At 32.1% G+C, this 15,907-nt stretch carries 11 protein-coding genes; 4 read left to right on the top strand and 7 right to left on the bottom strand.

All coding sequences use genetic code 11. From position 1 onward, the window contains the following. Positions 1–27: 27 nt before the first annotated feature. The 3 genes from SOM12_RS07355 to SOM12_RS07345 form a co-directional block, all read right to left on the bottom strand. Positions 28–2,013 (bottom strand): putative porin, encoded by a 1,986-nt coding sequence (locus SOM12_RS07355; protein ID WP_320492926.1) that lies wholly within the window; start codon positions 2,011–2,013, stop codon positions 28–30. Positions 2,014–2,244: 231 nt separating this feature from the next. Next, positions 2,245–3,759: a SusD/RagB family nutrient-binding outer membrane lipoprotein gene (locus SOM12_RS07350; RefSeq protein ID WP_320492925.1), complete on the bottom strand. Its 1,515-nt coding sequence runs from the start codon at positions 3,757–3,759 to the stop codon at positions 2,245–2,247. Between the two features lie 3 nt (positions 3,760–3,762). After that, complete coding sequence (locus SOM12_RS07345; RefSeq protein ID WP_095928750.1) at positions 3,763–7,050, bottom strand: SusC/RagA family TonB-linked outer membrane protein; 3,288 nt, start codon at positions 7,048–7,050, stop codon at positions 3,763–3,765. Positions 7,051–7,711: 661 nt separating this feature from the next. On the opposite strand from SOM12_RS07345, the gene SOM12_RS07340 reads away from it, so the two are divergent. Next, complete coding sequence (locus tag SOM12_RS07340; protein ID WP_320492924.1) at positions 7,712–8,377, top strand: ribonuclease HII; 666 nt, start codon at positions 7,712–7,714, stop codon at positions 8,375–8,377. A 31-nt stretch (positions 8,378–8,408) separates the two neighbouring features. Here SOM12_RS07340 and SOM12_RS07335 read toward each other — a convergent pair whose 3' ends face one another. The 4 genes from SOM12_RS07335 to SOM12_RS07320 all read right to left on the bottom strand — a co-directional run bounded on the left by SOM12_RS07335 (position 8,409) and on the right by SOM12_RS07320 (position 11,855). Continuing rightward, positions 8,409–9,260: a nuclear transport factor 2 family protein gene (locus SOM12_RS07335; protein WP_320492923.1), complete on the bottom strand. Its 852-nt coding sequence runs from the start codon at positions 9,258–9,260 to the stop codon at positions 8,409–8,411. A 275-nt stretch (positions 9,261–9,535) separates the two neighbouring features. Further along, positions 9,536–10,234: a lipoyl(octanoyl) transferase LipB gene (lipB, locus tag SOM12_RS07330; protein ID WP_320492922.1), complete on the bottom strand. Its 699-nt coding sequence runs from the start codon at positions 10,232–10,234 to the stop codon at positions 9,536–9,538. 5 nt (positions 10,235–10,239) lie between these two features. Further along, complete coding sequence (locus SOM12_RS07325; RefSeq protein ID WP_320492921.1) at positions 10,240–10,983, bottom strand: hypothetical protein; 744 nt, start codon at positions 10,981–10,983, stop codon at positions 10,240–10,242. Positions 10,984–11,051: 68 nt separating this feature from the next. Then, on the bottom strand, positions 11,052–11,855 hold the full coding sequence (locus tag SOM12_RS07320) for a hypothetical protein (protein ID WP_320492920.1): 804 nt from the start codon (positions 11,853–11,855) through the stop codon (positions 11,052–11,054). A gap of 293 nt (positions 11,856–12,148) precedes the next feature. On the opposite strand from SOM12_RS07320, the gene lysS reads away from it, so the two are divergent. From lysS to SOM12_RS07305, 3 genes are all read left to right on the top strand, one after another. Further along, a complete protein-coding gene (gene lysS, locus SOM12_RS07315) occupies positions 12,149–13,849 on the top strand; it encodes a lysine--tRNA ligase (protein WP_320492919.1) in 1,701 nt (566 codons plus the stop codon). Between the two features lie 87 nt (positions 13,850–13,936). Further along, entirely contained in the window at positions 13,937–15,187 is a 1,251-nt protein-coding gene (locus SOM12_RS07310) for an AAA family ATPase (protein ID WP_320492918.1), read from the top strand. Continuing rightward, positions 15,184–15,687, top strand: coding sequence for a hypothetical protein (locus tag SOM12_RS07305; protein ID WP_320492917.1), 504 nt, complete (start codon positions 15,184–15,186; stop codon positions 15,685–15,687). The genes SOM12_RS07310 and SOM12_RS07305 overlap by 4 nt, the downstream gene beginning before the upstream one ends. The last annotated feature ends 220 nt before the right edge of the window (positions 15,688–15,907 follow it).

The following is a 15,907-nucleotide window of genomic DNA, read 5'->3' as shown; positions in this document are numbered from 1 at the left end:
GTGGTTCGAAATAAAAAAAGCCAGTTTTTATTGGAAGAAATTCCAAACCAGACCAAAACGCAGTACAAAATCACGATACGGATTATGAGGCGCTGAATAATAATTACTTTGCGAAAACAAAGCATTAAAATGTTCCGCTTTTAAATAAAAACGTGTCTGGCGTATTCTGGCATTCACAAAGAAATCGAATGTTGCAAAACCACCGATTTTCTTGTCTTGCTGTACAAAAAATTCTGCAATAACAGGATTATAATCATCTCCATAATATTTCGTTAGATAATTAAAGACAAGACCTGTTTGCATGAATAATGCTTTTTTAAAGAAATGATTCGAATAATAGAATGTATTTCTAGTTACAAAATCTGGTACATTTAAAACTAAATCTGACTGATCTACTTTTTGATACAAAAGTGTATTATCTAATGCAAAAGGTCCAAATTTGAATTCTCTACTAGCCTTTATCTCTAAATAATTAATCACATTTCCGTACTGCATTGGATTAACGATCTGTATATTAGCCGCTTTTTGTGCATCGGTCGCTACATCTGTAAAGTACAAATGATCTTTTAATACCGTATATTGAACTTGTCCTGTTAGCCACGGAGTTGTAATTTCTGCACTTAACGAATTAATTTTTTCGTTTTTAAAATCATTTGACCAATTGTACGAAATCCAACTACTTTGGTATAAGTTATAATTGTTATTAGGCAGTTTATTGATGTTGCGATATCTAAAATCAAACTTAATTTCATCGCTCATATCATAACGTAATTTAGCATCTAAATCGGAAAGCGATTCATTAGTGATTGATCTTGAATATAAAAATCGACCATTCCATTTGTTTTTCTGATATTCGTACTGAGCACCAAAATTGTTAAACTGTAAATACAAATTGTCTGGAACGGCGTTTCCAGCTGCATCAACAATAATTCTGTTATACCTATAATTAGATCTATAATCGTCAACAAAAAATATAAATTTACCTAACAGCGAATTTTCGTAAGCTGCTCCAACTTTATTATAAAGTCTTTCATATTTAGTTTGATCGTTAATATTGCTTGCCGCATACGACTCACCAAATCTTTGCACTCGACTAGTTGTTCCATCATTTGCAGTTACTGTAGAAATTACAGTTGGCTGCTTGTATTCGTAATCTTTATACTCATAATTAAATTGATGTGTAAGGTATAAATTATTACTTCCATCAGTTGGATTCACTCTAAAAGCATGATCAAAAAACAATCTTCTTCCTTTTAAGAACGATTCTGCATCGGTTAAATAAACCTGTAATCTTTGCCTGTTTTTATAGTCATCATTATCGCTTTCAAAATCAGCATCGTTTGTTATACCGCCATTTTCCTCATTCAAAATATCCTGATTTGTAAAATGTGCATTTATCGCATATCGTTTGCTAGTTGTGGCATAACTGGTTGTAATTCTTAAATTACCGGCACTAACCAATTGATTATTATAATCTCCTTCAGATCTTAAACCTTTATATGCAATCGAGAAATTAAGATTTTTAGAGACATTTAATGTGATAAAAGAATCTACATTCTGTCCTTTTTTTATTGTAGTATTAAAAAACAATTCTGTAAAAGGCGTTGCAACAGAATAATATCTAATTTGATCTGCTTGCATATAGTTAGAATGCTTTCCGCTAAAACCAATTTCAGGATACGGAGAAAAACTTGTCAAACTGTATTGAAGTGTATTTAAAGGCTGTCCGATATTAGAAAACTCCATAAGACCAAAAAGATCTTTTCTTAAATGATTTTGTCTATAAGCACTTTTAAGAGTTAGCGACGTATCTGCATAAATAGTATCATGTTCTAAAGTGACAATTTTATACTGATCTATGGTTGCAATCTTTTGTTTTTTCTTTTTTACGGTATCAGTGACACTTGAATATTCTGTATTCATATCTAAATTATTTTTAGAAGCAGTTTTTTTTTCTTGCGAAAACAATAAAGTTGGAACAACTAATAGATATAAAAAAATGAATATTCTCATTTGATGGCTTTGTATAAATTTATTTTGACAAAATTTGCTAAGCAAAGGTAATATAAAAAGGTATAAACGAAAAAACATAATATATAATATGAAGCTAGGATCGTTTTGGAATTTTGAAAACGAAAACCCCGTATACAAAAGTATACGGGGCTCTCAAAAAAAATCAAAATATTTATTATTCTTATTCCCAAACTGGGTATAATTTAATTGATATAGATTATATTCTAAAGATTAGAATTTATCCCAGAACAATTTAGTATTTAATAAATCTCCTCCAATATCAGCAGATGCTTTAATATAATTTGTTTTATTAATACTTGCTTCTACACCTGGATAAGTATATCTAACAGGAACAGTAAAAATAAGTTTGTTAATAGCTGCTTGAGGCGCTTTTAACACAGGGAAATCCAATCTTCTGTAAGATGTCCATGCTTCGTATCCTCTGTTATAAAGAGCAAACCATGCTTGAGTACCAATTTTTTCTTTATATGTTGCTCCACTCAAAGCATTGTTGTAATCTACTTTTGGGCTTGCAATATAAGCGTCAATGGCTGTAGCACTAGTTACTCCCCAGTCTGCCATAGAAGCTTTAATACCTGCATCATAGTATACTTTTGCCTGAGCAGAACCACCTGGGATTAAGCTTTTCTCGGCAGCTTCTGCTAATAAGAAATTCAACTCAGCAAAATCAAAGATAGTTCCTGGAAAAACTGGATTGTTTAATGTAGATGTAATTTGCGAATAAGCTGTGTAAACATTTGCCGAACCATAAGTACCACCAGTAAATGTTCTTCCTGCAGGAATAACTGGAGCTGGAGCAGTCAAGTTAGTAAAATATTTAGGCATCCTTGGGTCACCACCAGGAACAATAGCATCCATAGCAGAAACAAAAGGCTCAGCAGGAATAAAATCAAATCTCTGACTAGTTACCAAATCAGCATACAATGGATTTTGATTTCCTGATGTAGTTAAATAAGTCAATTTTGTATTGTCAGCATTACTAGCTAAAGCACCAGAAGCAAGAGCTGCCTGAACTTGAGTAGTTGCATAAGCTGGATCAATATCAGACATATTAACTGCCATTCTAATGATTAATGAGTTAGCAAATTTTGCCCATTTTGCATTACTTGCCGCATTACCAGAATAGATAATATCTGCAGCACCAAAGTTAGCCACTGTACTATTTGCTTTCAAAACTGCAGCAGATGCACTTAATCTTTTAATAAGATCTTGGTAAATCGTTTTTGCATCATCATAAGCTGGTAAAGGATATTTTTGAATATCAATTGCTTGTGAATAAGGAACGTTTCCAAAAGTATCTACCAATACACTATAAGCATAAGCTTCTAAAATATCGATAAGTGCTAATTTATTTTGTTTGATCGCTTCATCAGCAGGAGTTGCAGGAGTTGTTGCTGCAATCATAACTCTTGAATCATGAAAATCTGCTAAGACATCTCTGTACAAAACCAAAAAGTGCGTATCTGGAATTTTTCTGTTTGTAATGTTATACTGGCTCTCATCTGGATAAGTTGTCTCTGTCCATTGCTGTGCAAATAATCTAAAAACGTTATTATTCACACTAGTACTAACCATTTGATCGACTAATTTCTTCTCAGCATTGGTAAACAAAAATTCCGCTTTGGTTGTTGTTGGTCTTTTCGGATCAACATTCATATCTGTAATGTCCTGGCTGCACGAAACCATCATACCTACCACAGACATTAATAAAAGTACTTTTTTCATGATTTAAAATTTTAATGTTAGGTTACAACCAATATTTCTTGTTGTCGGAAGTGAACCTCCTGAATAACCTGATGATAAGTTACCTGAACTTATACCACTTTCTGGATCTGCATCTGGAAGATTTTTACTGATGATCCATAAGTTAGAACCTACTAAAGAAAGACGTAAATCATTCAAACCTGCTTTAGCTATAAATTGTTTAGGGAAACTATAAGTAATGCTTACCTCTCTTAATTTCACATAACTTGCATCGTAAACAAATGCTTTTTGTGGATTAGTATTGTAACCATAGATACTTCCAGCTACTTCAGGACTTGGTGTTCTTGTAGCATTAGGAGTTCCATCTTCATTTACTCCAGGCAAGATAACACCTCCACCATTAGCAAGTGTATTTCTTACAGGGTTTCCAAGTTCGTTGTTTCCTGCTGTAGAAGTAAATAAACCAGAGCTTTGTCCATAATATTGATCAAGAGAGAAAATATCTCCACCTTTTTGAACATCAATTAAGAAACCTAAAGAGATTTGTTTGTAAGTAAATTTGTTACGAACACCGCCAATCCAATCTGGAGTAACGTTACCAATTACATTATTAGTAGTTGCTGTTTGTAAATACACTCCGTTTTTAGTTACTTTTTGTCCGTCTGCACTGTAGATGAAATCTTTTCCAAGAATATCTCCGTAAGCATGTCCTTTAGTACCAACGATACTAACTCCTCCTTGGAACGTACCAATTGTTAAAACATCAACACCTGGTGTTAAATCTACAACTGTATTCTCATTTTTAGACCAGTTTACGTTAATATCCCATTGGAAATCATTTGTTTTTACAGGAGTTACATTGAAGATTACCTCAACACCTTTATTTTCTACAGATCCCGCGTTTACGTATCTAGAAGAGTTACCAGTTGCAGTAGAATAATCTACTGGAAAGATTTGGTCTTCACTTAAACTTTTGTAAACACTCACATCAAAACCAATTCTTCTGTCAAGGAATTGCATCTCTAAACCAAGTTCTTGAGATTTAGTTTTAACAGGGTGCAATTCTGGATTATTAGCAATGTTTGGTCTTGAATAAAGTTGGTTTGATCCAAATGGGTTGAATTTAGTAAATACATCTTGCAATGCATAAGAATCGATACTTCCTTGTGGGTTTTCAGCATAACTCGCTCTTAATTTACCGAAACTTAACCATGGAGCATTAATATGTTTTGTGAAAACATAACTTCCAGAAACAGAGAATGTATTAACATCATTGTCGTCTTGTGGCAACTGAGAGAAAGCATCATTACGTACAGTTCCTTCTAAGTAAAGGAAATCTCTAAATCCTACCGAAGCAGATGCGTAAACACTATTTACAGCTGTATTGTCTTCAACCTCGATTGGGAATGGAGAAGCATTTACTGAATTTGATAATGCATAGATTCCAGGAATAATAAGTCCTCCATCTGTAGAAGCTAATGTAGATGTACGTCTAGTTCTTAAAGCATTATAACCAACTAAACCTGTTAATGAGAAATCATCATTAAGTTTTTTATTGAAGTTTAATGTAAACTGATAGTTTTGCTCAGAGAACATACCTGTATATTTTTGGTATCCTGAACCAACAGCCAAACGGTTAATTCCAAATGTTCCAGCCAAAGATCCTACAGCTTTTCTCTCTTCACGTAGTTCTGAATAAGAATCTGTACTAATTTTTCCTGTAGCGTTTAACCAATCTGTAAATTTATAATCTAACTGACCATAACCAATGAAACGATTTCTTTCATCTGTTTGGTAGTTTTTATATCTTGTAAAATATGGGTTATCCCAATATTTAGGGCTTGTATTTCCATTAGCAGGATCTGCCATGTTCCAAGAAATATTTTGTCCTCCTGAATTTTGGAAAACTTCTTTTTGAGATTGAATATCCACGTTAGTTCCCCACCATTGACGGAATAAACCTGCAACGTTATCACCACCGTAACCAGTAGTATTTCTACCTTGCGTAGTTTGTGCTAAATAATTGGCAAAAACACTTGCAGATAATTTATCTGTTAATTTGTGGTTGAATTTAATACTTGCGTTATTTTTTCTCAATTCACTATTTGGCAAAATACCATTCTCTTTATAGTTGTTGTAGTTGATAACAAAATTGCTTTTATCTGAACCACCTTCAAAAGAGATTGAGTTATTGAATGTTTGAGCTGTTTCAAAAAATGTAATTGGACCATTTTTAGCAGCAACCCATGGAGATTTTTGTCCGTATTTTGAAGAATATGGAGTATAAGACTCCCAAGTAAGAACAGAAAGATTTGGATCAAACGCAACACCGTAAGAAGCATCATCTGTAGTACTTACTACTTGGTTGCCATTTTTATCCATAACAAAAAACGCTCCTGTTGGTCCAACTGGAATTCCATTAGGAGTTCCATCAGTCTTATAAGTTGGTCCGTAACCTTGTCCATATTTGTTTTGGTAAACAGGGAAAGTATTTTTATCAACTGAACCAACACCAAACTCACTTGAAATAGTAACTCCCATACCTTTTTGAGCTTTTCCTTTTTTAGTAGTAATCATGATTACACCATTACCAGCTTGAAACCCGTATAAAGCAGATGCTGCAGCACCTTTAAGAATATTTAATGTTTCGATATCATCTGGATTAATATCCATACCAGCGTTACCGTAATCATAAGTATTACGCGCTCCAGCTGTTTGTGATCCATTGCTTGAATTCACATTCGAGTTGTTAATTGGCATACCATCAATAACAATAAGCATTTGGTTATTTCCTGTAAGGTTTTTAACACCTCTTGAAACTACGTTTGTAGATCCTCCAAAGTTTGTATTTTTTCTAATATATACCCCTGCAGATTTACCAGAAAGATCGTTAAGGAAGTTTGCGCCAGTAGTACCACCAACTAAATCTTCTCCTTTTAATTCCTGAGTAGAATATCCAAGAGCTTTTTTCTCTCTCTTAATACCTAATGCAGTAACAACAACACTTTCTAATTCTGTAGTATTACTAGTTAATTTTACACTTAATGTTGTAGAACTAGCTGCAACTTCTTGCGTTTTCATTCCGATGTACGTAAAAACCAAGACTTCGCTTGATGTTGCTTTGATAGAGAATTTTCCATCAAAATCTGTTTGCGTTCCGCTTTTAGTTCCCTTAACTAATACACTCACACCTGGAAGAGGCATTCCTGCATTATCGGAAACTATACCCGAAACAGTTCTTTCTTGCGCAAAGGTTAGTTGCGTAATCAGCGCCACCAAAAGCACTAAGAATCCATTTAACTTTAGTTTCATTTTTAAAAATTTTGAATTAGTATGTCGCAAACATCTTAATATTTTCTTAAAAGAACAATGCAACTCACGGTCTTTCTCTAACATTTTTTTAATATTTCTTTAACATATACTTGTTAATGAATAGTTAATTAACGCAAAAACAACTCAATACATAATTTTAAGCATAAAATACTGCAATTTTTTCAATCAATAAATTAACATTTATTTAACATTTAAGATGGCGCTTTTCTTAAAAAAACAGACGAAAAAACAAAATAAAACAAAGTATAATCTTACAAGAAAGTCGATTAAATAAAACATTCTTGACTGAAAATGTTGTATTTGACAAATTTTTAATTTGCTTTTCGTTCCCAAATCGTAATAAATTGTAAATCAATTCTTCCAAGTTGCAAAAAACCGTGATTTTATCTTTTTCGAAGCCATTTTTAGAAAATCACCAATTATCCATTTCATAAAAAAAATCATAAAAATCAAGTATTTTCACGGGTTTTTAACCAATATCGCAGACTTATAGTCAATTTGAAAAATAGCGTAATTTCTAACCGTATTACTCCTTGATAGGATCACTCTAAAAAAGCAACTATAGATTGTATTCCTTTGGATCTATTTAATGCTTTTTAGAAAAAAAAGTACAATATTTGCCTTTTTAAAACCTAAAAAAATGCTCGAAAAAAATTTCTCAGGATTTGTTTTAGAAACTGGAACTGATGAAGCCGGAAGAGGATGTCTAGCTGGCCCAGTTACTGCCGCTGCCATAATTTTACCCGAAAATTTTGAAAATAAAATTCTGAATGACAGTAAGCAGCTTTCTGAAAAAACAAGAGCGCTTTTAAGACCTATTATAGAAAAAGAAGCCCTATGTTTTGCCGTTACGCATTTGTTTCCAGACGAAATTGATGAAATAAACATTTTAAATGCTTCGATGAAGGGAATGCAGGAATGTATTTTAAAACTAAAACAAGTTCCCGAATTTATTATTGTTGACGGAAACCGTTCTTTGAATGCTAAACTCGGTCTTAAAAATAATTTTGGAAAACAGTTTTCTAACGATGAAATTGCTCTTTTAAAATCGATTCCGAATCAAAGCATTATAAAAGGTGATGGGAAATACTTAAGCATTGCCGCTGCGTCTGTTTTGGCAAAAACGTATCGTGACGAATACATGGATCAAATTCACGAAGAATTTCCAATGTACAACTGGAAACAGAACAAAGGATATCCAACCAAAGAACATCGTGAAGCCATCAAAGAATTTGGAACCACAAAATATCACAGAATGAGTTTTAGGCTTTTACCCGAGCAATTAGAACTCGATTTATTTCCATAAAAAAACGACCTATTAAATAGGTCGTTTTCTTTTATTTTTTACTTTTTAAGAATTCTGCAAATGTTTTTGTATCGTAATAAAAAGGCCTAACGGCAGTAATTTTACCATCCTTCAGGTCAAAATGTTCTGAAATCGGAACCGACATTGTTTTGCCTGATTTCTTAGATCTACAGTTTATCGTAAAATAAATGATTACTTCATTTTTAGAAGCGTCACTAAAATAAACGGGTTCTTTTTCTATTTGCAAATCAAAAAACTCAGTCGATTTTGTAAACATTTTAGTCCATTCACTAAAACCAATATACGTTCCTCCATAAGGCAAACCTACAGCTTGATTATAAACGGCTCCGTCTGCAATTAAAGTTCCTAGTGCATCAAAGTCTCTTGTTTTAAAAAGACTTTCGTAATATTTTGCTATTACTTTCAAATTATCAGCTTCCAGATTTTTCAAAACATCCGCTTCAGACGGAGCTGCTCCTTTATCCCAAAAACCAATAATTTTACTTACTTGACCTTTTCCATTCAAACGCGCAAAGTCGCGGCCAGCCATGATAAGGTTATTTTTAGAATCGAAAATTTTCCATTCCCAGGTTACATAATTATCTTTTATAATTTTGGCTCCCGAAGTTAAAACGGCATCTGGGTTTTTCTTGTAAAATTCGTTGATAACATTATTAAACGCTACAGTTCCTTTTATAGAAGCCGAAGGGTCTTCAAAAGTACTATCTTCCAACCAGATTGATTTAATCATCTTTAATCTGGTATCGCTGTTTTTTTCCTGCCACACTTTTTCATAAACTGCAACTGGATATAATTTATCTTTCTTTTGGGCAAAAAGACCATTAAGCACAAAAAGGAAACAGAATAAGTAGATTTTTCTCATAAGCAATCAGTTAGAATGAAATTTAAATTTAATAGTACAAAACCAAATTTAGCATAAATAGCTAAGAGAACTACAAGAAGTATAGAATTTGCCATCCCTTCAAAATCTTAACTTTTGCGAAATGGTTTTTCCGTTTTTTGAATATAAATTTAAGAAAAAAACTGCTTTCTATTAAAAAAACATACCTGATTTACTATTCCATTCATCACTCAAAATAAAAAACCCGTTTCAAAATCGACGCTTGAAACGGGTTCCTTTTTATTGGCCATTCTTTTTTAAACAAATTCGGCTTCGAACAGCTCAGTTAAATGTTTGATGATTTTAGCTTTTACTTCTTCTTCATCTACTTTTTCTACGCCAAGTTCAACGTTTAAAGAAGTAACGCCTTTTCCTCGAATTCCGCACGGAATAATATTGTCAAAATATCCTAAGTCGACATTTACGTTTAAAGCAAATCCGTGCATGGTAACCCATCTTGAAGCGCGAACGCCCATTGCACAGATCTTACGCGCAAACGGAGTTCCTACACCAAGCCAAACTCCAGTTTCGCCTTCACTCCTGCCCGATTCTAATCCGTATTCTGCCAAAGTCAGAATTATGGATTCTTCTAATAAACGTAAGTATTTATGAATATCGGTAAAGAAGTTTTCTAAATCTAAAATCGGATAACCTACAATTTGTCCAGGTCCGTGATAGGTAATATCTCCACCTCGGTTGATTTTATAAAAAGTCGCCCCTTTGGCTTCGAGCTGTTTTTCGTTTAATAGTAAATTTTCAAGATCACCGCTTTTTCCTAAAGTATAAACATGCGGATGCTCAACAAAAAGTAAATAATTTGGCGTTGGCAGATCTAGTTCTTCTCTTCTGTTCTTGATTTTTAAATCTACTATATCCTTAAAGATTTCTTCTTGATATTCCCAAGTCGATTTATAATCTTTATTGCCCAGATCCTGAAGTTGGATTTTTTTGTTCATTTTAATTATTTTTCAAACTCAACATCAAAGTTCAGTTTGTCGGGATTCTCCATATAATCCGTAAAAGAGTATTGAATTGTAATAGATTTTCGATCGTCGCTAAACAAAGCTGTTGGGTTAGAGACTTTCTTAATTTTTTTTGGAAAGTGATACTTTACAATATAGCTAGACGAAGCAAACATCATTTTAGACATATCTCCAGCCGAATCTTTTGTCTTTGCTGCTTTTTTCTGCTCATCGACTACTGCTTTTCTTGTAAATTTCTTTCCGTCATAAGTATAACTTAATTTACTGCCATTATCTCCGAAACCTCTTCCCATAGGATTTGCGCCTCCTTCTAATTTTTGCAGTGTACCTAATGTTTGCAAAATATCCTGAAGTTCGTTTACATTTTTAAAATCAGTCGACATGTTCATTAAAAACTGTTTTTTCTCCGAACTTATTTTCGTTGATACAATATAACTCTCCAGTTTTTTAAGTTCTTTTTGTGTTTCTGGCGACAACTTGGCAATACTGTCCTTTTTCTCTTCAAACACTTTTTTGAAAGTAAAAGTAGTATCAATATCTTTTTTATTATCTCCCATTTGTCCAGCAATCTGATCACCAGCCATTTCCATTAAAGCAGAACCATCCATATCTACAGAGAATTTCCCAGTTCCGTTATCGTTTATGTAAATATTCTCAGTGAAAGTACAGCTAGTTAAAGTCGCTAGTAAAAAAGAAAAACTAAGTAGTTTATATAGTTTCATTAATGTTCTATTTTTTATCAAAGATACAAAGACTATTTTTAAAAATACATTTTATCGAAAACCTCGAATTATTGCTCAAATTCTACTTTAAAACCAAAATCTACACTACTCTCCTGCATATTATCTAGAGGAACTTCTACAGTAAAACCTTTTCTGTCTTTTGTTAGTACTGCATTTTTAAGCGAAACTGTTTTAATCTTTTTCGGAAATTGATACTCAGCGGTATATTTACATTCTTTCATCATTTCTTCCATTTTTTTAGAGAACGGATCGTCGCTTTTATCTTTCTTGTTTTCTTTTTTCTTTTTAACTTTTTTATCGTCTTTAGAAGGAGTAACCGTTTTAATGAAAACCTTACCGTCATAAAAAATGGTGGTATTAGACTTTTCTTCTGGCTTTGGCGCGGCACTTAAAGCTCCTAATCGTTTTTTGTCTGTCGCAGCCAGCGCTTCTAAACTTTCGGCAGGTGTTGCAATAGTTTTAAAATCTGTTCCACTAGGAAAATCAATTGACATAGTATATTCAAATTGCTGTTTTTCGTCGTTTACTTTCATGCTAACTTTAAAATTCTCCAAAATTTTAAGTTTCTCTTTTTCTTTCTCCAGCATCTCGATTTTCTCTTTATCTGCATCTGGTAATTTAGAAATACTGTCGCTTAACTTGTTAAGCATATCTTTGAAGGTAAAAGTAGTGTCAACGACTTTATTAACTTTAGACGAATCACTTTTTTTCACTCCCATTTTATACATCGGAGACATATCAAAACCGTAAGAAAAAGTTCCAGAACCATCTTCGTTCATAGTCATCTTTTCTTTAAGGATACAGCTAGTAAAACAAAATGCAATAAAAAAGCAAAGTAGAATTTTTTTCATAATTGAGGTTTAAGTTATTCAAGCGAAGATACTTTCTTTTAAGAATTATTTTAGTTGCATTTTAAAACAACTTCAAATTTGTCATTTAAGGCTTTATCCAAACCCTGTAAATGAATAACTTGGTATTAGAGCATATTTTACATTTGTTAGAAACAAGTCTATTCCAACAGCTATCAGTGTCGACTAAAGATGATTGAAACCCAATAATTTGATGTCACAAAAAATCTAAAATCTGCATTAAAAAATCTACATTCTTTTCTTTATCTTTGCACACTTAAAAAAATAAAGCAAAAATGGCATTATCAGAACAAGAAATCATCAGAAGAGAAAAACTTCAAAACTTACGCAACTTAGGAATCAATCCTTATCCAGCTAATCTTTTTCCTGTAAATCATACATCTAAGCAGATAAAGGAGTCATTTGAAGAGGGTAAGAAGGTTATCGTTGCGGGTCGTTTGATGAGTGTTCGTGATCAAGGTAAAGCTTGTTTTGCTGAGTTGCAAGATAGCGAAGGACGTATTCAATTGTACGTAAATCGTGATGTTTTGTGTGAAGGTGACGATAAAACTTTATACAACCAAGTATTCAAAAAATTAACTGATTTAGGGGATTTTATTGGTATTGAAGGTGAATTGTTTACTACACAAGTTGGTGCAAAATGTATTCGTGTTTCTGGTTTTACTTTCTTGAGTAAAACTTTGCGTCCGCTTCCGTTGCCAAAAGTTGACGAAGAAGGAAATGTTCACGACGCATTTAATGATGCTGAGTTACGTTACAGAATGCGTTATGTAGATTTAACAGTAAACCCACAAGTTAAAGAAACGTTCATCAAACGTACTAAATTATTCAGTGCGATGCGTGGTTATTTTAACGATGCAGGATATTTGGAAGTTGACACTCCAGTTTTACAATCAATTCCTGGTGGTGCTTCGGCGAGACCATTTATTACGCACCATAACTCGCTTGATATTCCGCTTTACATGCGTATTGCAAATGAGTTATACTTAAAAAGATTAATTGTTGGTGGATTTGAAGGTGTTTATGAGTTCTCTAGAAACTTTCGTAACGAAGGTATGGACAGAACGCATAACCCTGAGTTTACTGCAATGGAAATATATGTAGCTTACAAAGACTACAACTGGATGATGGAGTTTGCTGAAGGTTTATTAGAGCATTGTGCGGTTGCTGTAAATGGTACAAGCGAAGTTACTTTTGGCGAGCACAAAATAAACTTTAAAGCCCCTTATGCACGCGTTACCATGACAGATTCTATCAAACATTTTACAGGTTTTGATATCTCTGGAAAAACAGAACAAGAATTGTTTGAAGCAGCACGCGGAATGGGAATCGAGGTTGACGAAACAATGGGTAAAGGAAAATTAATTGATGAGATTTTTGGAGCTAAATGTGAAGGAAATTATATTCAGCCAACTTTCATTACTGATTATCCAAAAGAAATGTCTCCGCTTTGTAAAGAGCACCGCGATAATCCAGATTTGACGGAGCGTTTTGAATTAATGGTTTGCGGAAAAGAAATTGCAAATGCATATTCTGAATTAAATGACCCAATTGATCAAAGAGAGCGTTTTGAAGATCAAATGCGTTTGGCTGCAAAAGGTGATGATGAAGCAAACGGAATTATCGATGAAGATTTCTTAAGAGCTCTTGAGTACGGTATGCCTCCTACTTCTGGAATGGGAATTGGAATGGATCGTTTGATTATGTATTTAACAAATAATGCTTCTATTCAGGAAGTTTTATTGTTCCCACAAATGCGTCCTGAGAAAAAACAACTAATTGAACTTTCTGATGAAGAAAAATTCATTGTAGATTTATTGAAAGGAAATGAAAATAAAATGGATCTGCAGCAATTAAAAATTACTGCAAATTTAAGCGGTAAAAAATGGGATGCTTCTATGAAAAACTTATCTAAACATGGTTTGACTAAAGTCGCTGTTGAAGGTGAGTTTAAATTTGTGGAATTGGTGGAGTAGATTCCTTTATAATATTACATAATTTAAAAAGGAGCTTTTATTGAAGCTCCTTTTTCTTATATAAAAATTTTCCTTAATTTTGAAAACATGGAAAGAGCAAAACTTATTGTTAAAAATTTCGGACCTCTAAAAGATATTGAAATCGAAGTTAGAGAAATGGTTACTTTTATTGGAGCTCAGGCTTCTGGGAAGAGTACTTTGGCTAAATTGATTTCTATACTGGAAGATGAGGAATTTAGAAAAGATGATTCAATTTCTTTTGAAGAAGAATTAAAAAAATATAATATTCATTCTTTTTTAAACAATAAAAGTCATATAAACTATTGCAGAGAAGCAAAGGGAGTATTTTACGAGTTTACCCTTGAAAATAATACCTCGAAAAAGGTAGATTATAGAGAAAATTTAATAAAAAACCTTTCAGGTATTGTTACCAAAGAAAAGGGAGAAATATTAGATTCACTTCTCGACACAGATCTTGATAATATAAGATTTAAAAACATTAAAGAAAGTAAGTTATTTGTCAAAGAATTAAAAGAAATTATCAGCGACGCTTATTCAAAAAATGACACAACTAAGGTTTATGACTTTTTTATTGAAAAATATGATCAACTAATTTCAAAATATGGTGCTTATCTAAAATTTGACTCTATTTACATACCAACCGAAAGAAACATTTTACATATAATTTCAACAAACGCTTTAGGTCTTATTAATAATAACATTCAAATTCCAAAGCATCTTTTGAATAGTGGACAAGATTATGAAAAAGCTATTAATACAATAAAAGAATTACCATTAAATATAATTGATAAAAAAATAAAATATAAACGAGAAGGAAAAACATCCTACATATATCACAATGAAAATGAAAAAGTTGATTTATTAGAATCAGCTTCTGGTTTACAATCAGTAATTCCTATTTTACTTTTAGTGGAATATTCAAAATCATTAAAAGAAAACTATAATTTCAATTTTGTTGTCGAAGAGCCAGAATTGAACTTATATCCAAAAGCTCAACATGAATTAATTAAATACTTAATTAAAAATTGTTTATTTGACAGGAAGAATTTAATTCTTACCACTCATAGTCCTTTTGTTTTGGCTTCAATAAATAATTTATTATTAGCCTATAGTAAGGGTAAAAAAAGTCCAACAGAAGTAAATAAAATTATAAAAAAAGAGTCTTGGCTAAATCCTAAAAACTTTATTGCTTATGAATTGAAAAATGGAAAAGCGAAATTAATAATGGATGATAAATTAGGTCAAATAGCAGAAAACATGATTGATGGTGTTTCTGATACTTTTGCTGATGAATTTGATAAACTTTTAGATCTATGAGTTTTGAAGAAATATTAGCTCATTTTCCTGATTTAAAAAAAGATGTTTGTTACAAAACATTAAACGACTCACTTTACTTCTTTGAAGAAATTAAAGATTCTATAGTTGTGTTTAAATCTGAAGAAGAATATTGGAATCTTTGCTTGGAAAATGAAAGTTTAAAAGAAATTTTGTTTCTAGAAAATGAGTATTCAGTCATGAAAAATGAAAATTCAAAAAAGTGTGATTGGGTCATTTATGAGAATAAAAAAATTTTCTTTGTTGAATCAAAAGATGTAAAACCAAGAAATAGAAGTAAAGAAAGAAAAGATGCTATAGAACAATTAATTACAACAATTGAGTTTTATAATTCTAAGATTAATTTAAACTCTCTTTCGATTTTTTCTCAAATTTGTTTTCAATCTAAATCAAGAGTTATTAAAGCTGGAGATCAAGCACGTAAAGTTTTATTTAAACAATATAACTCTGAATTTTCAGAAGGTAATTTTATAAAGTTCTAGCTAATACAAACCCGACAGGTTTTAAAAACCTGTCGGGTTTCTTTTTTTAAAACGAATAATTCTTCCTATCACCATTTAAAACAAAAATCAAAACTTATTTTTAAAAAACTGAAAAACAATACTTTACTTTTTCTAAATTGTTTTACAAGAAAATACTTTCACAAGCCTAGCCATAACATTAAAAAACAAAACAAAATTCGGTTGGCATTGTATATTTAAT

The organism is Flavobacterium sp. CFBP9031 (assembly GCF_034044945.1).
GTDB lineage: Bacteria > Bacteroidota > Bacteroidia > Flavobacteriales > Flavobacteriaceae > Flavobacterium.
This window is presented reverse-complemented; position numbering and strand designations above follow the sequence as displayed.

Excerpts from the sequence above, each read along its gene's own strand:
- SOM12_RS07355 (WP_320492926.1), bottom strand. The coding sequence starts at position 2,013 with ATGAGAATATTCATTTTTTTATATCTATTAGTTGTTCCAACTTTATTG.
- SOM12_RS07350 (WP_320492925.1), bottom strand. The coding sequence starts at position 3,759 with ATGAAAAAAGTACTTTTATTAATGTCTGTGGTAGGTATGATGGTTTCG.
- SOM12_RS07345 (WP_095928750.1), bottom strand. The coding sequence starts at position 7,050 with ATGAAACTAAAGTTAAATGGATTCTTAGTGCTTTTGGTGGCGCTGATT.
- SOM12_RS07340 (WP_320492924.1), top strand. The coding sequence starts at position 7,712 with ATGCTCGAAAAAAATTTCTCAGGATTTGTTTTAGAAACTGGAACTGAT.
- SOM12_RS07335 (WP_320492923.1), bottom strand. The coding sequence starts at position 9,260 with ATGAGAAAAATCTACTTATTCTGTTTCCTTTTTGTGCTTAATGGTCTT.
- lipB (WP_320492922.1), bottom strand. The coding sequence starts at position 10,234 with ATGAACAAAAAAATCCAACTTCAGGATCTGGGCAATAAAGATTATAAA.
- SOM12_RS07325 (WP_320492921.1), bottom strand. The coding sequence starts at position 10,983 with ATGAAACTATATAAACTACTTAGTTTTTCTTTTTTACTAGCGACTTTA.
- SOM12_RS07320 (WP_320492920.1), bottom strand. The coding sequence starts at position 11,855 with ATGAAAAAAATTCTACTTTGCTTTTTTATTGCATTTTGTTTTACTAGC.
- lysS (WP_320492919.1), top strand. The coding sequence starts at position 12,149 with ATGGCATTATCAGAACAAGAAATCATCAGAAGAGAAAAACTTCAAAAC.
- SOM12_RS07310 (WP_320492918.1), top strand. The coding sequence starts at position 13,937 with ATGGAAAGAGCAAAACTTATTGTTAAAAATTTCGGACCTCTAAAAGAT.
- SOM12_RS07305 (WP_320492917.1), top strand. The coding sequence starts at position 15,184 with ATGAGTTTTGAAGAAATATTAGCTCATTTTCCTGATTTAAAAAAAGAT.